The 21,270-nt window shown below is 70.3% G+C and carries 17 protein-coding genes; 13 read left to right on the forward strand and 4 right to left on the reverse strand.

Going from position 1 to position 21,270, the window contains the following annotated elements; translation table 11 throughout:
- Positions 1–20: 20 nt before the first annotated feature.
- Positions 21–2,519, reverse strand: coding sequence for a SulP family inorganic anion transporter (locus ACFY8O_RS31000; RefSeq protein ID WP_387908268.1), 2,499 nt, complete (start codon positions 2,517–2,519; stop codon positions 21–23).
- Between the two features lie 299 nt (positions 2,520–2,818).
- Here ACFY8O_RS31000 and ACFY8O_RS31005 point away from each other — a divergent pair, with 299 nt between their 5' ends.
- Complete coding sequence (locus ACFY8O_RS31005; RefSeq protein ID WP_387908271.1) at positions 2,819–4,153, forward strand: hypothetical protein; 1,335 nt, start codon at positions 2,819–2,821, stop codon at positions 4,151–4,153.
- A 26-nt stretch (positions 4,154–4,179) separates the two neighbouring features.
- On the opposite strand, the gene ACFY8O_RS31010 is transcribed toward ACFY8O_RS31005, so the two are convergent.
- On the reverse strand, positions 4,180–5,181 hold the full coding sequence (locus tag ACFY8O_RS31010) for an ATP-binding protein (protein WP_145809487.1): 1,002 nt from the start codon (positions 5,179–5,181) through the stop codon (positions 4,180–4,182).
- A gap of 96 nt (positions 5,182–5,277) precedes the next feature.
- Here ACFY8O_RS31010 and ACFY8O_RS31015 point away from each other — a divergent pair, with 96 nt between their 5' ends.
- The gene (locus ACFY8O_RS31015) at positions 5,278–6,102 is read left to right on the forward strand and encodes an oxidoreductase (protein ID WP_387908275.1); all 825 of its coding nucleotides are present in this window, start codon (positions 5,278–5,280) and stop codon (positions 6,100–6,102) included.
- A 405-nt stretch (positions 6,103–6,507) separates the two neighbouring features.
- Here ACFY8O_RS31015 and ACFY8O_RS31020 read toward each other — a convergent pair whose 3' ends face one another.
- A complete protein-coding gene (locus tag ACFY8O_RS31020) occupies positions 6,508–7,347 on the reverse strand; it encodes an HAD family hydrolase (protein ID WP_387908278.1) in 840 nt (279 codons plus the stop codon).
- Positions 7,348–7,847: 500 nt separating this feature from the next.
- Between ACFY8O_RS31020 and ssd the strand changes: the two genes are divergently transcribed.
- From ssd to ACFY8O_RS31055, 7 genes are all read left to right on the forward strand, one after another.
- Positions 7,848–8,987 (forward strand): septum site-determining protein Ssd, encoded by a 1,140-nt coding sequence (gene ssd, locus ACFY8O_RS31025; RefSeq protein WP_387908282.1) that lies wholly within the window; start codon positions 7,848–7,850, stop codon positions 8,985–8,987.
- Positions 8,984–10,147, forward strand: coding sequence for a TadA family conjugal transfer-associated ATPase (locus tag ACFY8O_RS31030; RefSeq protein WP_387908285.1), 1,164 nt, complete (start codon positions 8,984–8,986; stop codon positions 10,145–10,147). Before ssd ends, ACFY8O_RS31030 begins: the two co-directional genes overlap by 4 nt.
- A 44-nt stretch (positions 10,148–10,191) precedes the next feature.
- The gene (locus ACFY8O_RS31035; protein WP_387908483.1) at positions 10,192–11,013 is read left to right on the forward strand and encodes a type II secretion system F family protein; all 822 of its coding nucleotides are present in this window, start codon (positions 10,192–10,194) and stop codon (positions 11,011–11,013) included.
- Entirely contained in the window at positions 11,010–11,822 is an 813-nt protein-coding gene (locus ACFY8O_RS31040; RefSeq protein ID WP_387908287.1) for a type II secretion system F family protein, read from the forward strand. The genes ACFY8O_RS31035 and ACFY8O_RS31040 overlap by 4 nt, the downstream gene beginning before the upstream one ends.
- A 276-nt stretch (positions 11,823–12,098) precedes the next feature.
- Positions 12,099–12,335: a DUF4244 domain-containing protein gene (locus tag ACFY8O_RS31045; protein ID WP_145809492.1), complete on the forward strand. Its 237-nt coding sequence runs from the start codon at positions 12,099–12,101 to the stop codon at positions 12,333–12,335.
- Positions 12,322–12,729: a TadE family type IV pilus minor pilin gene (locus tag ACFY8O_RS31050; RefSeq protein WP_387908291.1), complete on the forward strand. Its 408-nt coding sequence runs from the start codon at positions 12,322–12,324 to the stop codon at positions 12,727–12,729. The genes ACFY8O_RS31045 and ACFY8O_RS31050 overlap by 14 nt, the downstream gene beginning before the upstream one ends.
- Complete coding sequence (locus ACFY8O_RS31055) at positions 12,726–13,178, forward strand: Rv3654c family TadE-like protein (protein ID WP_387908294.1); 453 nt, start codon at positions 12,726–12,728, stop codon at positions 13,176–13,178. Before ACFY8O_RS31050 ends, ACFY8O_RS31055 begins: the two co-directional genes overlap by 4 nt.
- Before the next feature lie 2 nt (positions 13,179–13,180).
- On the opposite strand, the gene ACFY8O_RS31060 is transcribed toward ACFY8O_RS31055, so the two are convergent.
- Complete coding sequence (locus tag ACFY8O_RS31060) at positions 13,181–15,670, reverse strand: DEAD/DEAH box helicase (RefSeq protein ID WP_387908297.1); 2,490 nt, start codon at positions 15,668–15,670, stop codon at positions 13,181–13,183.
- Positions 15,671–15,749: 79 nt separating this feature from the next.
- Between ACFY8O_RS31060 and ACFY8O_RS31065 the strand changes: the two genes are divergently transcribed.
- The 4 genes from ACFY8O_RS31065 to ACFY8O_RS31080 all read left to right on the forward strand — a co-directional run bounded on the left by ACFY8O_RS31065 (position 15,750) and on the right by ACFY8O_RS31080 (position 21,193).
- Positions 15,750–16,103, forward strand: a complete 354-nt coding sequence (locus ACFY8O_RS31065) for an STAS domain-containing protein (RefSeq protein WP_003967428.1) — start codon at positions 15,750–15,752, stop codon at positions 16,101–16,103.
- A 206-nt stretch (positions 16,104–16,309) separates the two neighbouring features.
- Positions 16,310–16,759 carry an ATP-binding protein gene (locus ACFY8O_RS31070; protein ID WP_387908300.1) on the forward strand — a complete coding sequence of 150 codons (450 nt, stop codon included), beginning with the start codon at positions 16,310–16,312 and terminating at the stop codon, positions 16,757–16,759.
- Between the two features lie 1,091 nt (positions 16,760–17,850).
- On the forward strand, positions 17,851–20,292 hold the full coding sequence (locus ACFY8O_RS31075) for a sodium-translocating pyrophosphatase (protein WP_387908303.1): 2,442 nt from the start codon (positions 17,851–17,853) through the stop codon (positions 20,290–20,292).
- A 280-nt stretch (positions 20,293–20,572) separates the two neighbouring features.
- On the forward strand, positions 20,573–21,193 hold the full coding sequence (locus ACFY8O_RS31080; protein WP_387908306.1) for a small secreted protein: 621 nt from the start codon (positions 20,573–20,575) through the stop codon (positions 21,191–21,193).
- Positions 21,194–21,270 lie beyond the last annotated feature (77 nt).

Below are 21,270 nucleotides of genomic sequence, written 5' to 3' on the forward strand. Positions count from 1 at the left end.
GGACCGGGTGTGCGAGCGGTTCAGGCGCTCACGGGGGAGTCGGCGGTGGGGTGCAGAGCCTCCGAGCTCGGAGCGGCACTCCATACGGCCCCTGGGGCGACCCTGGCGAACACCTCGTCCGGGCCGGTCCCTGAACTGGCGCCCTCGGTCAGGAGGTAGGCCTGTGCCTCGCCGACATGGAAGTACATGCCGTGCAGTTGCAGCGTTCCTGCCGCGAGCCGGCGAGCCACCGATTCGTGGGCCCTGAGGTGCTCCAGCTGCTGGACCACATTGGTCAGACAGAGTTGCTCCACCGCGTCGGCCGGCAGTCGTCCGGCGATGCGCGCCCAGGAGTGGTGCTTGGAGCGCATGCGCTCCAAGCTCGGAAGCCCGTGCCGCAGCCATCGCCAGAGCGGCGTGCCGGGAGTCTTCGGAGCGCCCCCCAGCAGGGCCTGCATGGCCCCGCATCCGGAGTGGCCGCATACGGTGATCGACTCGACCTTGAGCACGTCCACCGCGTACTCGATGGCGGCGGCCACCGAGTCGTCGCCCCCGGCGTCTCCGGTGCCCGGTGGGGGGACGAGGTTACCGACGTTCCGTACGGTGAAGAGATCGCCGGGGCCGCTTGCCGTGATCATGCTGGTGACCAGACGGGAGTCGGCGCAGGTGAGGAACAGCTGGGAGGGCCGCTGCCCCTCGGCGGCCAGCCGGGCCAGTTCCTCACGGACCAATGGCGCGGTGGTCCGCTGGAACGAGCTGAGGCCGCTGAGCAGTCGATGGCCGCCCTGCCGCTCGCCGGCGGAGGCGGAGACCGTCACAGGGGCGGTCGGCGTGACCGTGTGCGCAGTGTGGTCGGTGGTGCCCGGCCCGGTCTCGTGTACGCGGTCGTGGCAGTGATGGTTACGCCATGGCGTCCACGGGCGGCAGCAGGAATGGGCCGCGGACGCAGGCTCGGCGATCCTGCCCCCCGAGCGCCCGGTGAATTCGATCTGGCCCCCCATCGCGGTCTGCGCCGCGTACCAGTCCTGGATGGTCTCGTAGGCCGCGTGGTCCATGAAGAAGCCGTCCAACTCGACCACGGCGTGTACTCCTTGGGGGAGCCGGCCGAGCACGCGGCTGAGGCGCGGGACGGCCAGGAAGGTCAGCTGCCCGCGAGCGGTCACCAGGTATCGGCCGTCATGCTCCGTCACCGTGATCCTCGTACGGGCCAGGCGGTGGAGGGCGACGGCCACCGCCACGACGATGCCGATCGCCACCCCTTCGAGCACCCCGGCGAGGAGAACACCGCTGATGGTGGCGCCGTAGACCAGGAACTCGCGGTGCCGGTGAACCTTGCGGATATGGGCGAAGCTGACCATCTGGATGCCGACCACCATCACCAGCGCGGCGAGTGCTGCCAGAGGGATCCATTCGAGGGCCGTGACCAGCAGCACGGCCGCGAGGAGTACCCAGACGCCGTGCAGCACGGTGGCCGCCCGCGTCTCGGCGCCGGCTCGCACGTTGGCGGAACTGCGTACGGCGCCACCGGACACGGCCAGGCCGCCGGCGAGTCCGGACAGTGCGTTGGCGACACCCTGGGCGCGCAGTTCCCTGTCGAGGTCCGAGCGCTTGACGGGAGCCGCCGCCTTGCCGCCGGGCTTGGGCGGGGCCGCGGCCCGGTCGGCAGCCAGCTTGTCCACGGAGACCGCGGCGAGCAGGGATTCGAGGCTGGCCACGAGTGTGACGGTCAGAACAGCCGCGGCGAGGGCGGCCATCGGGCCCTGCGGCATTTCCGGCAGGGCGTGAGAGCGCCAGGAAGGAAGGTCCACCCGGGCGATCCCGGGGGCCGCTACAGCTGCCACAGCCGTCGCGACGAACACGGCGGCGAGTGCGGCGGGAATTCTGCGCAGCGCGCCTCCGACGCGGCCGGGCAGTCGTGGCCACAGCACCAGGAGGGTGATGGTCAGCGCCCCGACGAGGGGCCCTGCCGGACTGAAGTGCTCCACGTGCGCGGGGAGCGCGAGGGCATTGTCGAGAGCCGAACTTCGTGGTGCCTCGCCGAGCACGATGTGCAGCTGGGCGAGTGCGATGGCTACCCCGATACCGGCAAGTGTCCCGTGCACGATCGCCGGGCTGACGGCAAGCGCGTTGCGTGCGGCTCTCAGCGATCCCAGCAGGATCTGCAGCAGGCCGGCGCCGATCGTGATGGCGCACGTGGTGCGCCAGCCGTAGATCTGGATCAGCTCCGCGGTGACGACGGTGAGCCCTGCGGACGGCCCGCTCACCTGAAGAGGTGTGCCGCCGAGCAGGCCGGCGACGATGCCGCCGATCGCCGCCGAGACGAGTCCGGCGGCCAAGGGTGCGTCCATGGCCACGGCGAGACCGAGCGACATGGGTACGGCGATCAGGAAGACGGTGATCGATGCGGACAGGTCGGCGCCCGAGACGCGGAAACGTCCCCGACCGGGCGGTGGACTGTGTGGCCGCTTGGCCCCCGAGGCGCGGGGCGGGCGGGAACGGCGGGGCGAGTGGTCATTGCGGGTAGGGACGCAGGCAGACATGTTCCCGTCTCCTCCGGGGCAGCGCGGTCGCGGTATGTGAGTGACGGCGGCCGTGGTTCACGGCGTGCGGCGGTGGGGTGATGCGGCGGGATTTCTCAACTCTCCGTAAACGAATCGTAATGGAGAGTAAAGAAGGGTGTCCATGCTTTCGAGCAAATAGCCCAGTGAGTCACTCCTTGAAGTGAATAAGCAGCTTTTCATCCGGCTTGTCGTACTGATTCCAGCAGGGCCGCGTGTGACGTTGACCGCGCCGCGTCGGCACTTCAACGCACGACTCCTGCAAGGAAGAGGGTGGACGGATGATGGCCGCCACGAAGCGGATCGCCCTGGGTGCCGTGGTCACGGCGCTGATCGCCGGCCTGGCCGGCTGCTCGGGTCCGGACGCGGGGGTCGCCGGCCCCGGGTCCGGAGGCGTAAAGAAGCAGACCCCGGGCGCGGAGGGGAACTCCCCGGCCGCGGCGCCCAAGGGGGCGGTCAAGCTCATCGGCGACGGCTCCACGGCTTTCACCGGTGTCCAGCCAAAGCTTCCCGCGGTCAAGCGCCTGAAGCCCGGCCAGAAGCCCCCGCAATTCGTGGTGTTCTCCTGGGACGGCGCCGGGGAGGACAGTCAGAAACTGTTCTCGCACTTCCGCGCCGTGGCCAAGAAGTACGACGCGAAGATGACGTATTTCCTCAGCGGTGTGTACCTCCTGCCGGAGGAGAAGAAGGCGCTCTACGAGCCGCCGCAGCATGCGGCGGGCCGCTCAGACATCGGCTTCAACGACACCGAGGGGATTCGCGCCACGCTGAAGGAGTTGCGTGCCGCATGGCTGGACGGGAACGAGATCGGCACGCACTTCAACGGGCACTTCTGCGGCCCGGACGGAGGGGTCGGCACCTGGTCGGTCGAGGAGTGGAAGAGCGAGATCAGCCAGGCGAAGGCCTTCGTGAAGGGCTGGAAGACCAACGCCCCGGCGCTCAAGGCCGAGGCGCCCCTGCCCTTCGACTACGACAAGGAACTGATCGGCGCCCGCACCCCATGCCTGGAGGGGCAGAAGAACATGGTCGCGGCGGCGCGGACCATGGGGTTCCGCTACGACTCCAGTGGCGTCGGCAACCAGGTCTGGCCCGCGAAGAAGGACGGGATCTGGGATCTCCCCCTGCAACTCGTCCCTGTGCCGGGTCGCGCGTTCGAGACGCTCTCGATGGACTACAACTTCATGTTCAACCAGTCCGGGACGAAGACCCAGGGCGACCCGGGCCAGCACTCCTACTGGGGCAACCAGATGCGGGACGGCCTGCTTCAGGCGTTCGGCCGCGCCTACAACGGCAATCGTGCCCCACTGATCATCGGTAACCACTTCGAATCCTGGAACGGCGGCACCTACATGCGCGCCGTGGAGGAAACGATCAAGACCGTGTGCACGCAGCAGGACGTGCGGTGCGTCTCCTTCCGCCAGCTCGCCGACTGGCTCGACGCGCAGGACCCGGCGACGCTCGCCAAGCTCGGGACGCTGAAGGTGGGCGAAGCGCCGAAGCCGGGTTGGCCCGCCTTCCTCGCGGGGACGGCTCCGGGCAAGCCCGCGGCCAGCCCCGTGCCTGCCAGGCCGGCGGATCAGCCGGCAGGCCAGGGGGCAGGCAGCGGCGCGGAGTAGGGCCGCCCCGGCTCCGCTCCCGTCGGTCATGCCGGCTGGGCTGCGCCCGCGGCGGTGGAGTGCTCATGCAGGACGAAGGCGGGGTCGACCTGGGCAGCCAGGTCGGCACCCGTCTTCTCGTTGCCCCAGCTCTCGGCGTTCTTCAGGTGGAAGTGCACCATCTGGCGCGTGTAGCGCTCCCAGTCGCGCAGCTCGTACGAGTCCTCCGCGACGTCCTGCAGGGACTGCAGTGCCATCCGGTTGTCCGCCTCCAGCAGCTCGAACGGCGCCGGCCGGCCCTTCTCCATCGTCCGTACCCAGTCCGAGTGGCCGATTCCTACCAGCAGGTCCTCGCCGACCTCCGCGCGCAGGAAATCGAGGTCGTCCTGGCCGTGCACCTTGTTGCCCACCACCTTCAGGGCGACACCGAAGTCCCGGGCGTACTCCTTGTACTGGCGGTAGACGGAGACGCCCTTTCTGGTGGGCTCGGCCACCAGGAAGGTCATGTCGAAGCGGGTGAACAGGCCTGACGCGAAGGAATCCGAACCCGCCGTCATGTCCACCACCACGTACTCGTCCGGTCCGTCGACCAGGTGGTTCAGGCAGAGCTCGACCGCCCCGACCTTGGAGTGGTAGCAGGCGACACCCAGATCCGACTCGGTGAAGGGCCCGGTGGCCATCAGACGGATGTCGCCGTCGTCGAGGCGGACCGTGCGGGCGCAGGCGTCGTAGACCGGGTTGTCCTCGCGGACGCGCAGCAGTCGCGAGCCCTCTCCGGGGGGCGTGGTCTTGATCATCGTTTCCGCGGATGCGATGCGGGGGTTGCTTCCCCTGAGGTAGTCCTTGATGAGAGGCAGCTGGGCGCCCATGGCCGGCAGTGCGGCCGCCTCGCTCTCGTCGAGGCCGAGCGCGGCCCCGAGGTGCTGATTGATGTCGGCGTCCACCGCGATGACGTGGGCTTCATTGGCGGCGAGGTGGCGGATGAAGAGCGAGGACAGCGTCGTCTTGCCGCTGCCGCCCTTCCCTACGAAAGCGATCTTCATGTTCACCTAGGGTAGCCGCTCAATCGCTCTGTGCTGTCGAGGTTGGTGAAGATGGCCACTCGCGGGCAGTATCCGCACCGGGTGCGCGTAGCCTCCCTACTTATGAGTACGACTTCCTCGGATCCGCTTGCCGCTCTCGGGGCTCTGCCCGGGGTCGGCGACGCGGTGGACTCCGTACGCAAGGCTGTGGACCGTGTCTACGGGCACCGGGTGATGCGGCGCCGTAGCAATGAGGTCACCGCGGAGGCCGCCCTGCGCGGAGCCAGGGGTTCGGCGGCGCTCTCGGGCGCCGACTGGAATCTCGAGGAGGTGCGCCGGCGCACGGACTTCAGCGGCGACATCGAGGCGCGCACCGTGGGCGCCGCCCTGAGGCTCACGGCTGAAGCGGGGCAGCTCCTCTCCATCTGGCGTCAGTCACCGCTTCGCGTGCTGGCTCGGCTGCATCTGGTGGCAGCGGGCGGGGTGACCCCGGACGATACGGTCGGCAGGCCCCGGCTGGCGGGCGAGCGTGTCGACGAGCCGTTGCTCGAAGCGCCTCTCCCGAGTGCCACGGAGGTGTCCGGGCGGCTCGAAGGGCTGTCGCAGCTGATCATCACCGGAAGTGCGGCGCCGGCGCTGGTCATGGCCGCCGTCGTGCACGGCGAACTTCTGGCCTTGCGGCCCTTCGGCTCGCACAACGGCCTGGTCGCCCGGACCGCCGAGCGTGTCGTGCTGATCGGCAGCGGTCTTGATCCAAAGTCGATCTGCCCTGCCGAGGTCGGGCACGCCGAGCAGGGGCGGGCCGCTTACGTGGCTGCTTTCGAGGGGTACCTCTCGGGTGCCCCGGAGGGCATGGCCGCGTGGATCGCCCATTGTGGGCACTCGGTCGAACTCGGGGTCCGGGAGTCCACGGCGGTGTGCGAGGCGCTGCAGCGCGGGGCGGCGTGACGCGAGAGCATCCCGCGAGGGCGTGAGCGGCCCGAAAGGGTTGCGGCGGCACCGTTTCCGGTACCGCCGCTGGCACGTCCGCCCAGTTACCAAGCGTCCTCGATACATGCCCATCAGGCCGGGATCATTGCCCGTCACCTGGTGCGGCTGGCCCGTAATCGACGGGTCGACGTCGCGTGGGTGCTCGGCTTTCGTGCTCGGTCCGTGGGGCCGTATGTGCGTGAAAAGGTGATCCTCTCGGATGTCCTTGGTCTCGCGGGCCGTTGAATCCTTTGTACTCCAGGCCGAGGGGGAGTGGAAGTCCTGCCCGCACTTCTTTACTTTTAGGTTCAAACGGTGCAGATTCGGGCGTCGCGGTAAGACGCCGTCCGGGGCTCAGGCGCCTTCCGCTCGCTGGGCCTCTTCTCAGGTGGCGGCCGCTGCGGAGCGGCGGCGGTTGGCGTACCAGACCAGCCCGGCTGTGATCGCTGCCGCACCCAGCGCGGCTGCCGCCACCAGTGCCGGTCGTGGCGGCATGGAGAACGCGGGCAGACGCTGCTTGAGCCGCACCGGCCGGTCGAAGACGAGAATCGGCCACTCGCGGAGTGTGGCTTCACGGCGCAGTGCGCGGTCCGGATTGACGGCGTGGGGGTGGCCGACCGCTTCCAGCATCGGCACGTCGGTGATCGAGTCGCTGTAGGCGTAACAACGGGAGAGGTCGTAGCCCTCGGACTCCGCGAGGGCCTTGACCGCCTCCGCCTTGGTCGGGCCGTAGGCGTAGTACTCGATCTCGCCCGTGAAGCAGCCGTCGTCCCCGATGACCATGCGGGTCGCGACGACCCGGTCGGCGCCGAGCAGTTCCCCGATCGGTTCGACGACTTCGGCGCCGGAGGTCGAGACGATGACCACGTCGCGCCCTGCCGTGTGATGCTCCTCGATGAGGGTTGCCGCCTCGTCGTAGATGATCGGGTCGATCAGGTCGTGCAGGGTCTCGGCGACGAGCTCCTTGACCTGCTGGACGTTCCATCCCTTGCAGAGCGCCGACAGGTATTGGCGCATCCGCTCCATCTGATCGTGGTCGGCGCCCCCGGCAAGGAACACGAACTGTGTGTACGCGGTGCGCAGTACGGCGCGGCGGTTGATCAGTCCGCCCTGGTAGAAGGACTTGCTGAAGGTGAGCGTCGATGACTTCGCAATGACCGTCTTGTCCAGGTCAAAGAAGGCTGCTGTGCGCGGCGAGAAGCAATTTTCCACAAAGGTGAGCATAGGGGCCCGCCATTCGGCGTAAAGTCCGGTTGGCGGGTTTGCCTGAGAAGGCGCTCGGGTACACCATGGAAGTCACGGATCGTTCGCGACCGTGCTAACCCGGTCCGGCTCCTCCCCCCCCGAGTCGGCCGTGGGGACGACCCCCGCTCTCCCCCCCGGCGGGGGTCGTCGCATGTCCGGACGCGTTTTCTGCCCAGGGCTCGGCTTGCGGTGCCCCCTTGTCGCCCCGTTGCCTGTATTGGCCCGGGGGCCCCTCGATCATCGCTCGTCACGGTGCGTAGTGGAAGGGCTGCGCTCCGAAAGTCCCCTGTACGAGCTACCGAGATATTCACAGGGCTGCGGTTGTCCACAGTTTTTGAGCAAGATCCACATGTTTTTCCGAGGCGTTGCATGTTGATTCCACCCGTGAAGTCCGCGGGTTCCGGAATCGCGCGTCTCGGGATCGGTCCGAGGCCGCCGCGAAACCGCACTGGAGGGACAGCGAGAAGGGGGCGGAGATCGTGGCTGGATCTTTCGCGGACGTAGGCCTGCCGGCAGTCGACCGGCGAGCCGGCGGGCCGATGATCGTGACCGAGGACGCGGATCTGCTGGACGATCTGCTCAGGCTGTGCGCGGCGGCCGGGGCGGTGCCCGAGGTACTTCACGGGCTGCCGCAGGAGAAGGGCCGCTGGGAGCGGGCTCCTTTGGTCCTCGTGGGCGACGACGCGGCCCGGCGCTGCCTGGGGGCATCCCGGAGGCGCGGGCTCATGCTCGTCGGACGGGACCGGGCGGAGCCGGACGTCTGGCGGCGTGCCGTGGAGATCGGCGCCGAGTACGTGCTGCGGCTGCCTGAATCCGAGGACTGGCTCGTCGACCAGATCGCCAATGCCGCCGAGGGGGTGGGCAGACCGGCACTCACCGTGGGAGTGCTGGGAGGGCGTGGCGGAGCGGGCGCGTCCACACTGGCCTGCGCCCTTGCCGTGACGGCGGCCAGGTCGGACAGACGGACCATGCTGATCGACGGGGACCCCTTGGGGGGCGGCATCGACGTTCTGCTCGGCGGAGAGGAATCCGAAGGGCTGCGGTGGCCTGATTTCGCCCGTTCGAGGGGCCGGTTGGGTGGCAGGGCGCTGGAGGAGTCCCTGCCCGCGCTGCATGGCCTGCGGGTGCTCAGCTGGGGCAGGGGGGACGAGGCGTCCGTGCCTCCGCAAGCCATGCAGTCGGTGCTGGCCGCAGCGCGTCGGCTGGGCGGAGTGGTGGTGGTGGATCTGCCGCGGCGCTTCGACGAGAGCGTGACGGAAGTTCTGGCACAGCTCGACGTCGGGCTGCTGGTCGTGCCCGGCGAGTTGAGGGCGGTGGCCGCGGCCCGGAGGGTGTCTGCAGCTGCCGGCGCGGTGCTGGACGACCTGCGGGTCGTGGCACGAGGCCCTTACACGGCGGGCCTGGACGACCGGTGGGTGGCCCAGGCGCTGGAGCTGCCGCTCGTCGGCGACCTGCCCCTGGAGCCGGGGCTGTCCTCGGCTCTGGACGGCGGTATGCCGCCGGGCAGCAACTCACGGAGCGTGCTGGCGCGCTTCTGTACGGAATTTTGGGAGCGAGCGGACGGGTCCGGCCGTCTCGAGGGCGTTCCCGCGCGGCACTCCGGCGGAGGGGCGTCATGACCGACGCGCTTCTCGACGCCGTGCGGCAGCGGCTGGCTCGCAGCGGTGCTGCGCCCACTCCCGCCGGGGTTGCCGCCGCGCTGAGGGAGCAGGGCCGTCTGCTCGGCGACGCGGAGGTGCTCGGCGCGGCGAAGGAACTGCGCGGCGAGCTGGTCGGCACGGGGGTTCTCGAGCGGCTGCTGGCGGATCCGGCGGTGACCGACGTCCTGGTGTCAGCCCCCGACCGGGTATGGGTGGACCGGGGCGCGGGCCTGGAACTGACCCGGGTCACGTTCCAGGACGCGACGGCGGTCCGGAGGCTGGCTCAGAGGCTTGCCGCGGTCGCGGGTCGGCGCCTCGACGACGCTCGGCCCTGGGTGGACGCCCGTTTGCCTGACGGGACGCGCATGCACGCAGTTCTGCCGCCGGTGGCCGTGGGTTCGACGTGTCTCTCGCTGCGGGTGGTGCGGCCCAGGGCTTTCACACTGGCGGAACTCGTCCAGGCCGGGACGCTCCCGCCCGGTGGTGACCACCTGCTCAGGGCACTGGTGGAGGCCCGGGTCTCGTACCTGATCAGTGGGGGTACGGGCGCCGGAAAGACGACACTGCTGTCGAGTCTGCTGGGTGCCGTCGGGGAGAGGGAGCGTCTCGTGCTCGCCGAGGACTCGGCCGAACTGCGGCCGGACCACCCTCATGTGGTGCGCCTGGAGTCACGCCCCGCCAACCAGGAGGGTGCGGGCCGGGTGACCCTGCGGGACCTCGTGCGCCAGGCGCTGCGCATGCGTCCCGACCGGCTGGTGGTGGGGGAGGTCCGGGGCGCTGAGGTGACGGAGTTGCTGGCAGCCCTGAACACCGGGCATGAAGGCGGTTGCGGCACGGTCCATGCGAATGCCGCGGAGCACGTTCCGGCGCGTCTGGAGGCACTGGGGACGGCCGCGGGACTCGACCGGGCGGCCCTGCACAGTCAGCTCGCGGCAGCGCTCTCCGTGGTGGTCCACCTCGTGCGGGACAGCGGCGGCCGACGGCGGCTCTCCGAAGTCCACGTGCTCGAGCGCGACGCGGCAGGCCTGGTGGTCACGGTGCCCGCGCTGCGCTGGGGCGCGGACGGGTTCGTGCCGGAGCGGGGTTGGGAGCAGCTCGGGTCGCTGATCGGCTTGGCGCTGATCGGGCCCCACCCGTGAGCGCCGCGGTGCCCGGTGCCTCGGTACAGGTCTCGGTGTGGGTGATGGCGGTCTGCGCCGGGCTGGCAGGCGGTATCGCCGTGGCGAGGGACCCGGGGGCGCGACGAGCACGGGCGATGCTGCCGAGGGCGCGGCTGGAGCTTCGTGGCGCTGCGGGATGGGCGAGACTCCGCACGCTCTGCCTCGAGCGAAGGGAATGGCTGTGCGCCCCTGTGGCGGCACTTCTCGCCCTTGTGGGGGATTCGGTGCTGCCCTTGCTCGCGGGGGCTGTGGCGGTTCCGCTGGCACGGCGCTGGACACGGCGCAGGGCGCGGCGACGTGAGCGGGAGCACGCCGCCGACGCGGTGACTGCACTCTGCGGTGCGGTGGCTGCGGAGCTCCGGGCAGGTCATGAGCCCGGGCAGGCTCTGCTCACGGCCGGGCGGAACGCCGGCGCCCTGGGGACCGCCGAGTCCGCGGTGCTGGCCGCGGCGCGGTTCGGAGGGGACGTGCCGGAAGCCCTGCTCCAGGCGGCGTCCCGGCCCGGCTCCGAAGGACTCGCGGGGGTGGCTGCCTGCTGGCGGGTGGCTGTGGACGGCGGAGCAGGCCTCGCGGCGGGCTTGACACGGCTGGAGAGCGCGCTGAGGGCGGAGCGGCGCCACAGGGAGGAACTTCGCGCCCAGTTGGCAGGTGCCTGGTCGACGGTGGCGGTGCTGGCGTTGCTGCCGCTGGTGGGCCTGGGGCTCGGAGCGGCTCTCGGGGCGGACCCGCTCGGGGTGCTCCTGCACAGTCCGGGCGGTCTGGTCTGCCTGCTGACAGGAGGAGCGCTGGAGACCGCGGGGCTTCTCTGGGCATCGCGGATCGTGCGGTCAGGGGAGGCCGGATGAACGGAACGCGGGACGTGGATGCGCTGTTGGGGGTGGCAGGCGTGGTCGGCGCAGCGCTCGGCACAGCCGTGTATCTCGCTCTCGTGTCGACCGGGCGACGCCACGAGAGGGCGATACGGAGACGAAGGGCGCTGTTGTCCGGGCTCCCCACCCCCGGGCCCCGTCTCGGCCGGCTGGGCGTGCGGAGGTCAGCTCTGCTCCGTGCCCGGCGATGGGCGCCGCCCGTGGCGGCCGGGGCTGTCGGCTGGATCCTCGTCGGCGGATCGGTGGGTGGCGCTGCGGGGCTGGCCGCGGCATACGGGGTGTGGCGGTGGCAACGCTCCGGAAAGGGACGCGGATCGGCTGGGCGGGAAGCGGAGGTCGCTCTCGTTGCGAGGCAGTTGCCGCTGGTCGCGGACCTGCTGGCAGCCTGTCTCTCGGCGGGCGCCGGACCGCGGGACGCGGCGGAGGCGGTCGGGGAGTCGGTGGGCGGTGCGGTCGGCGATCAGCTCGCTCGCACCGCTGCGGAGATCCGGCTGGGAGGCGAACCCGCCGAGGCATGGGGCCGGTTCGGTGCGATACCGGGCGCCGCTCCTCTCGCCCGTTGCCTCGAGCGGGCCGGGTCGACGGGGGCTCCGGCGGCCGAGCCGGTTTCCGGACTGGCCGACGAAATGCGGGCCGAGCGGGCGAGCGCAGCCGTGGCCCGAGCCCAACGAGCCGGGGTGCTGATCACCGCGCCGGTCGGGCTCTGCTTCCTTCCTGCATTCCTGGCGGTGGGAGTGGCACCCGTGGTGATCGGACTGGCGACCGGCTTGTTGCATCACCGCTGAACGAAAAGGCCGGGCCGAGCCTGCATGTCTGCGGGCGGCGACCGAAGCCGATGCAGCCGGGCCGGTGTTCGTCGGCTCCCCGCCGGATGACGGCCTCCGTCGGGCGGTGTCCGGTCCTCACGGACCCGGGCCGGCCCCAGGAGCAACCCGTGTCCGGGCTGGGCGGTGTCCAGCGCTGGGCACGGCAGCAGGGGCCAGAGCGCAGTTCCAGCTCCATTTCCGAGCACATTGCCGAATCTTTCGAATCTGTCGAATCCAAGAAATGTGGGGGTCGTGATGGGTGGAAAAGTCGTGGGACGGGCGTTGACTGCGGCACGCCGGGTCTGGGAGGACAGGTTCGGAGGGCGTGTTCGACGCCACGCCTTGGACCGAGGGATGACGACCTCCGAGTACGCGGTGGGCACCATCGCCGCCTGCGCGTTCGCGGCGGTGCTCTACAAGGTCGTGACGAGCGGTGCCGTGCTCTCGGCGCTTCAGGCGCTGATCAAGGACGCGCTCGATGCGAAGTTCTGAGGCACCGCGGCGAAGTTCTGAGGCATCGTGCCAGGGACGGGGCCGGGGAAGTGACCGGGGGGCGGTGGCTGCGGAGGCCGCGATGGCCCTGCCCGTGCTGGTGGCCTTCGTCCTGGCGCTCGTCTGGGCACTGGTGGCTGCGGCGGACCAGATTCGATGCGTGGACGCCGCGCGGGCCGGGGCGCGGGCTGCGGCCCGGTCGGAGCCGGAGGGCATGGTCCGGGCCGCGGCGAGCGAAGCGGCGCCGGCCAGGGCGCGAGTGGCCGTGGAGCGGGTGGGGGAGCTGTGGCGGGTGCGGGTCGAGGCACCGGCCCCCGGGCCCGGGCCGCTGGCTCTGACACTGGGCGCCGAAGCGGTCGCGTTGGCCGAGGACACCGTGGAGACGGGTCTGTGAGCGGGAGGAGAACCCAACCGGTCACCGGTGACCAAGGGCTGGCGACGGTGTGGGTGGCCGTCACCACCACGACGCTCTGCGCGGTGTTCGCTGTGGTGCTGGGTCTGGGCCAGGCCGTGGCCACCCGGCACAAGGCCGGCGGGGCGGCGGACCTGGCGGCACTCGCCGCAGCTGACCGGGCGCTGCGGGGTACGGAGACAGCGTGCGGTGCGGCGCGCGAGGTCGCCCGGGCCCAGGACACGGAGGTGGTGCGGTGTGCGATTCAGGGGGAGATCGCCGATGTGACCGCCCGGGCGCGCTTCGGCCCGTACAGGCCGGAGGTCAGGTCGAGAGCAGGGCCTCCGGAGGCCGAGGTGGGCCCACCCCGTACGGCGGGACCGGCGTCCACCCGGGCGTGGTCGGCTCGGAGGGACGCCGGCACCCACCAGGGTGCCGCCTCAGGCAGGTGATCTCAGCCCTTGCCTCCGTCCGGCAGGCCGGCTTCCCCGGGGTCGGCGGGGGCGGTCCTGAGGAGTTCGGTCAGGAGGCGTACGGCGCCTCGTTTGTGCAGCGGCTCGTTGCCGTTGCCGCACTTGGGGGACTGGATGCAGGACGGACAGCCCGCCTCGCACTCGCAGGAGGCGATGGCCTGACGCGTCGCAGTGAGCCATGTACAGGCCGTGTGAAAGGCGCGTTCGGCGAAGCCGGCGCCACCGGGGTGGCCGTCGTACACGAACACCGTGGGAAGGAGAGTGTCCGGGTGCAGCGGCACGGAGACGCCGCCGATGTCCCATCGGTCGCACGTGGCGAAGAGCGGCAGCATGCCGATGGAGGCGTGTTCGGCTGCGTGCAGCGCCCCGCCCAGGATCTCGGGGCTGATCCGGGCGGCGTCGAGCTGGTCCTCGGTGACCGTCCACCACACGGCCCGGGTACGCAGGGTGCGGGGCGGCAGGTCGAGTTTGGTCTCGCCCAGCACCTCCCCGGTGATCAGCCTGCGGCGCAGGAAGGAGACGACCTGGTTGGTCACCTCAACCGAGCCGAAACAGAGCCGGCCGTCGCCCCAGGGAATCTCTGTGTCGGTCTCCAGGACGGTGATGGCGGTCGTGTCGCGGGCGTTCGTCGAGTAGGGAGGGGCGGCTTCCTCGACCAGGGCCACCGAATCCTCCAGATCCAGTCGTCGCACCAGATACGTCCGGCCCTGATGGAGGTGGACGGCGCCTTCGTGGACGGTGGTGTGCGCGGCGGATTCGTCGACGGTTCCCAGGAGCCGGCCGGTGCCCTCCTCGACGATCTGGACCGGACGGCCGCCCCCTCCGCGGATGTCGGTGAGGTCGGCCGCGCGTTCTCGGCGGGTCCAGTGCCAGCCCGTCGTCCGCCTGCGCAGCAGCTTCGCGGCCTCCAGCTGCGGCAGCAGCTCGGGCACGGCGGGACCGAAGAGGGCGATATCGGTCTCGGTCAGCGGGAGTTCGGCGGCTGCCGCGCACAGGTGCGGGGCGAGCACGTACGGGTTGTCAGGGTCCAGGACCGTGGACTCCACCGGTTGCTGGAACAGCGCCTCGGGATGGTGGACGAGGAAGGTGTCCAGCGGGTCGTCGCGGGCCACCAGAACGGCCAGGGCGCCCTGCCCGGCACGCCCGGCCCGGCCCGCCTGCTGCCACAGGGAGGCGCGGGTCCCCGGGTAGCCGGAGATGATGACGGCGTCCAGGCCTGAGACGTCGATGCCGAGCTCGAGGGCGGTCGTCGCCGCGAGGCCGAGCAGGTCACCGGAGTGCAGGGCCCGTTCGAGGGCCCTTCGTTCCTCGGGCAGATAGCCGCCGCGGTAGGCCGCGACCCGCCCGGGGAGGGAGCGGTCCACCTCGGCCAGCCGTTCCTTCGCGATGACGGAGATGAGCTCCGCGCCGCGCCGGGAGCGTACGAACGCGACCGAGCGGACGCCCTGCAGGGTCAGATCGGTCAGGAGGTCGGCCGTCTCGGCCGTCGCGGTGCGGCGGACTGGAGCCCCCTTCTCCCCGTGCAGCTCGGTCAGCGGGGGCTCCCAGAGTGCGAAGACCATCTCGCCCCGCGGTGAGGCGTCGTCGGACACCTCCCTGACGGGCAGGCCGGTGAGACGGCCTGCGGCGACCGAGGGCTGAGCCGCGGTGGCGGAGGCGAGGAGGAAGACGGGATCGGAGCCGTAGCGCGCGCACAGCCGGCGCAGACGGCGCAGCACCTGGGCGACATGGGAGCCGAAGACACCCCGGTAGGTGTGGCACTCGTCGATCACCACGAAGCGCAGCGAGCGGAGGAAGGATGCCCAGCGAGGGTGGGAGGGGAGTATGCCCCTGTGGAGCATGTCGGGGTTGGTCAGCACGTAGTTGGCGTACTGGCGCACCCATTCGCGTTCTTCGACCGGCGTGTCGCCGTCGTAGACGGCGGGACGCACCGCGGCGCCCAGAGGCGCGGCCAGTGCCTTCACGGCGCGGCGCTGGTCAGCTGCCAGGGCTTTCGTGGGCGCGAGGTACAGAGCGGTCGTGCCGCGGCCGTTAGGGGCCTGCGAGCCGTCCAGGAGGGCACTCAGTACCGGAGCGAGGTAGGCGAGCGACTTGCCGGACGCCGTTCCGGTAGCGATCACGACCGACTCGCCGTCCAGGGCGTGCTCCGCCGCCGTGGCCTGGTGGGTCCACGGATGGTCGATTCCGGCCCGGGCGATCGCCGAGATCACCTCCGGCCGGATGCGGTCCGGCCAGATGGCATGGGTTCCCGCACGCGGGGGCAAGTGCTCCGTATGAGTGATGCGCGCTGCCCGGCCCGCCGCTGCGGCGAGCCGGTCGAGAACCACCGTGGGAGAGGGGCGCGAGCCCGGGTTCTCAGGTGGTCGACTGGGGCGGTGATTCTTGGCCATCGGCACCGAGTGTGTCACTGGCGTGACGGACAATGGTCCCAAGGCGTCGTGCATGGCTGCTGGTAAGTGATTGAATGCCATCGCGGCTGGCGATCCGTCCCCTGGCCTCCGTCGGGGAGACCGAGGGGCGACCGCTCGATAGCAAGGTGCTGGAGGATCCGTGGACCTGTCCCTGTCGACTCGCAATGTGTCCGGCCCTGGTGGCGACCGTACGGTCGTCGAGGTCGGTGGCGAGATTGATGTGTATACCGCGCCCAAGCTGCGCGAGCAGTTGGTCGAGTTGGTGAATGACGGCAGCTACCACCTGGTTGTCGACATGGAAGGCGTCGACTTCCTCGACTCCACCGGCCTCGGCGTGCTCGTTGGCGGCTTGAAGCGTGTCCGGGCCCATGAGGGCTCGCTGCGACTGGTGTGCAACCAGGAGCGCATTCTCAAGATTTTCCGGATCACAGGTCTGACCAAGGTGTTTCCCATCCACACCACGGTCGACGAGGCTGTCGCGGCAACCGACTGACGGTCGGCGCACGCCGATCCCTCCAGGGTCGGCAGGCACGCAGTGACAGACCGGCAGGCGGCAGCAGACAGCCGCCATGAGCAGGCGGTCGGCCTTTGGGGTCGGCTGCCGGCTTCGTCGGTTTCCGGAGAAGAATGAGAGCAGGGGTACCGGGCGCCACGCCCGGGCCCCTGAGATGCACGTCCGTAGGTTTGAGGGGGATGGCCATGCCAACCGTTGAACTCCGCTTCAGCGCTCAGCCCGAACACGTCAGGACGGCCCGCCTCGTGGCAGCCGCCGTGGCACGCCGGGCAGGCGTCGATGAGGCGGTGCTCGACGAAGTGAGACTCGCGGTCGGCGAGGCGTGCAGCCGTGCGGTCGGACTCCATCGGAGCCACGACATCTCTGCTCCGGTCTCCGTCGTTCTGACCGAGGAGGAGAAAGCGTTCTCCATCGAGGTGGGCGACGGCCTCCTTGCTTCGGGCGCTGAGGCCTCAGGGCCCGGCTCGCCCGGCGGCGCAGGTCCGGACGAGGCAGAGCCGGAGGCGGACAGCGAGGACGAGATGGGCCTCGCGGTCATCAGCGGTCTGGTCGACGACGTGGAGGTCCTCGCTGGGCCCGACGGCGGAGTCATCCGTATGACCTGGCCGACGACCACGGCCGTGGCACTTCCCTGAACCCCCGGCCCTGACCCTCGGTCGCAGGACACCTGGTCCTGCCTCTCGCTCTTGGGCCACCTACCGGAGCAGGCCCGCCGGTCAGCCGATCAGCCGAGTGCCTGGCCAGGACTTCTCAGCCGCGTCTCGGTAGCGGTGTCCTGCGTGGATGCCGCGAATCCGGGCGGCCTCAGCCTCGCCGCGCGAGGACCGTTGCCCGACCGGCGCCCGCTGCCCGACCGGCGCCCAGGTGCCCGCCGGCGGCCCCGCTGTCGGCCAGCGCCTTCGTGTCGCCGGTAGCCCGGCCCTCCGTGCCGGCAGCCCAGCCCGTCTCGTCGTTGGCCCGTCCCGTCGGCGCCCCTGTCTGGCCGGTGCCCCCGCTGTATCTCGCCCGTGCTCTGCCCATCGGCGCACCGTTGTGTGCCGTCGGCATGACCCCCACGCCACCCTCGGTTCTCCGCACCCCCGCCCCTCGATAACCGGCGTCCGCCCCAGCCTCCGGCCTTCCGTGTCCGCCACCGCCACCGCTCCGCGGCAACCGGCGTCCGCCCCCTCTCCGCTCCTGCGGCAACCGGCGTCCCCCGGCCCCTGGGCCGCCACCGGCGCCGCCCTTCGACCACCGGCGGTTGTCACCCTCTCCGCGCCTTCGCCGGCACCCTGGCTGCCCTGACCGCAGCGGTACCCGGAGGGCTTCCGGTGCCGAGATACCTCCGTCGGCTTCCGAGGAGCCGCCAGGCGCGCCAACAGCGGTTCCGGCCCGGCTACCAGCCACACGCCGCCCCCGCCCCGCCCCCGCACCCCATACCGCCCCGCGCCGCCCCGCCCCGCCCCCGCGCCCCCGTGCGGCGTATCCAGCGGCTCACCCACGCCGGAGGTGATCGGGATTTCGGGCCCTGCTGAGCAGGGGATTTTTCTTTTCGCGTGATCCGTGATCTCCGAGAATTTGCATGCGCCACACCTCTGCCCCATTACTGCATTCGGGTTCAATTGCGTCCGAGATCATTTGCCATTGGGTGGACGAAAGTCGATTTCATTGACCACCCACTGTCTTGATCAGGTTTTGCTCCCTACAATCCGTCCACGTCTTGAGCGCTCAGCGTCAAGGAGGACGTATGGCGGAGATCCTCACCACCCCACTGGCAGAACTGGCGCACGTATCCGTCCCTTCAGGCCGTTCCACCTCACTCGCGGCCGCAGTACTCACCGATGGCAATCGGCTGATCGTCGTCGTCGTGGCGGTCGTCGCCCTTGCCGCGCTGGTCGTCGCCCAGCTGCTCGTGCGCCAGGTGCTGGCCGCGGGTGAAGGCACCGAACGCATGAAAGAGATCGCGGCTGCCGTCCAGGAAGGCGCGAATGCCTATCTGGCCCGGCAACTGCGTACCGTCGGCATCTTCGCCGTCGTCGTGTTCTTCCTGCTTCTGCTGCTTCCGGCGGACACCTGGTCGCAGCGCATCGGGCGCTCGCTGTTCTTCCTGGTGGGTGCGCTTTTCTCGGCAGCCACCGGATACATCGGTATGCGGCTCGCCGTGCGCAGCAATGTGCGTGTGGCCGCTGCCGCGCGTGAGGCGACCCCTGCGGAGGGTGAGCCGGAAAAGGATCTCACCGCCGTCTCGCACAAAGCGATGAAGATCGCCTTTCGTACGGGGGGCGTGGTCGGAATGATCACGGTGGGCCTCGGTCTGCTCGGTGCCTCCTGCGTGGTGCTCGTCTACGCCGCCGACGCGCCCAAGGTGCTCGAGGGATTCGGGCTCGGTGCCGCACTGATCGCCATGTTCATGAGGGTCGGCGGTGGCATCTTCACCAAGGCCGCCGACGTGGGCGCCGACCTCGTGGGCAAGGTGGAGCAGGGGATCCCGGAGGACGACCCACGCAATGCGGCCACCATCGCCGACAACGTGGGTGACAACGTCGGTGACTGCGCGGGCATGGCGGCCGACCTCTTCGAGTCGTACGCCGTGACGCTCGTGGCCGCTCTGATCCTGGGCAAGGTCGCCTTCGGGGACGCGGGGCTCGCCTTCCCGCTGATGGTTCCCGCGATCGGCGTCGTCACCGCGATGATCGGGATCTTCGCGGTCGCCCCCAGGCGCGCCGACCGCAGCGGGATGAGCGCCATCAACCGCGGGTTCTTCGTCTCCGCGGTGGTCTCGCTCGTGCTGGTGGCCGTGGCCGTGTTCGTCTACCTCCCGTCCACGTACGCCGAACTGGACGGGGTCACCGACGGCGCCATCACCTCGCACGGGGGTGACCCCCGTGTCTTCGCCCTGGTCGCCGTCGCCATCGGGATCGTGCTCGCCGCCCTCATCCAGCAGCTCACCGGCTACTTCACCGAGACGGGCCGGCGGCCGGTCCGGGACATCGGGAAGTCCTCGCTGACCGGCCCGGCGACCGTCATCCTCGCCGGCATCTCCATCGGCCTGGAGTCGGCCGTCTACACCGCGCTCCTGATCGGTCTCGGCGTCTACGGCGCCTTCCTGCTCGGTGGTACGTCCATCATGCTGGCGCTCTTCGCGGTGGCCCTGGCCGGGACGGGTCTGCTCACCACGGTGGGCGTCATCGTCGCGATGGACACCTTCGGCCCGGTCTCGGACAACGCCCAGGGCATCGCCGAGATGTCCGGGGACGTGACGGGCGCCGGCGCCCAGGTCCTCACCGACCTGGACGCGGTCGGCAACACCACCAAGGCCATCACCAAGGGCATCGCGATCGCCACGGCGGTCCTGGCGGCAGCGGCGCTCTTCGGCTCGTACCGGGACGCGATCGCCACGGCGGTGGACGATGTGGGAGCCGGGGCGGGGGAGCTGGGGCTGAGTCTGGACATCTCGCAGCCGAACAATCTGGTCGGCCTGATCCTCGGGGCCGCGGTCGTCTTCCTCTTCTCCGGGCTGGCCATCAACGCGGTCTCCCGTTCGGCGGGATCCGTGGTCTACGAGGTGCGGCGACAGTTCCGCGAGCACCCCGGGATCATGGGCGGCACGGAGAAGCCGGAGTACGGCCGTGTCGTCGACATCTGCACGAAGGACGCGCTGCGCGAGCTGGCCACGCCCGGTCTGCTGGCGGTCCTGGCGCCGATCGCCGTCGGATTCACCCTCGGGGTCGGGGCGCTGGGCTCCTATCTGGCGGGGGCGATCGCCACCGGCACGCTGATGGCCGTCTTCCTCGCCAACTCGGGTGGCGCGTGGGACAACGCCAAGAAGCTCGTCGAGGACGGACACCATGGCGGCAAGGGCAGCGAGGCACATGAGGCGACGGTGATCGGCGACACGGTCGGCGACCCGTTCAAGGACACGGCGGGCCCGGCCATCAACCCGCTCCTCAAGGTGATGAACCTCGTGGCGCTCCTCATCGCGCCCGCCGTGGTGCAGTTCAGTTACGGCGACGACGCGAGCGCGCCCGTGCGGGCGGTGGTGGCCGTCATCGCGCTCGTCGTCGTCATCGCCGCGGTCTACGTGTCCAAGCGCCGTGGCATCGCCGTAGGGGAGGACGAGGGGCCGGGCGACGACGGCGGAGGAGGGGGCGGTCCCGTCAAGTCCACCGATCCCGCTGCTGTTTCGTGAACGGCATGACCCACCGGAGACGGCCTGTGGGGTGACGTCGGCTCAGCGAGGCGGCGGGCGGCGCGTTCTGACGCGTCACCCGCCGCTTCGGCACGGGGCGTGCCATGGGGGCAGGGGTGACGCTTCTGCGGGCGTCCGGGAGAGGAAGCGAGTGGTATCTCCCTCATTTCCCTTGGTGCAAATGGCTTCAAAAGATTACAAATGGGATGGCGGGCGCCTGAATGTCGCCCACGTGGCGTGTAAGTTCCGGGGCCGAGAGCCTTGGAAGGGATCCCATCCGGTGAACAAGAAGCTTGCAGCCGCACTGTCCGGCGGTGCGGTACTCGTACTGACGCTGTCGGGCTGCAGCGACGACAGCGACAACAAGGTGAACGACTGGGCGAAGAAGGTCTGCGACCAGGTGCAGCCGCAGCTGCAGAAGATCGCGAACGCCAATGCCTCGATCCAGCAGCAGACGGCCGACAACAGCAAGCCCGCCGACGTCCAGGCGACCGACTCGGCTGCCTTCCAGCAGATCTCGCAGGCCTACAAGGCGCTGGGTACGGCCGTGCATTCGGCCGGTGCGCCGCCCGTCGACGGTGGTGAGACCACGCAGAAGGAGGCGGTGAAGGAGCTGAACGCCTCCTCCGCGGCCTACGCCGAGCTGAAGACGAAGGTCGACGCACTCGACACGGAGGACCAGGCGGAGTTCGCCGACGGCCTCAAGGGGATCGCCGACGAGCTGAACAAGATCAGCACCAACGGTGACCAGGCGCTGAAGAAGCTGCAGTCCGGCGAGGTCGGTTCCGCGATGGCCAAGCAGAAGGGCTGCCAGAAGCCGACCGGCTCGGCGCCGCCCGCCCCCGCGCCGTCCGGTTCGGCCGACAAGCCCGCCTCACCCTCGGCGACCGTCAAGGCGTAGCGGCTGCCGGCAGGCAGCAGGGCGCAGGCCGTCCGCGGAGGCCCGGTCACCCGTCGAGGGGGCCGGGCCGCTGCCGT

This window comes from Streptomyces argenteolus (assembly GCF_042902585.1).
GTDB lineage: Bacteria > Actinomycetota > Actinomycetes > Streptomycetales > Streptomycetaceae > Streptomyces > Streptomyces argenteolus.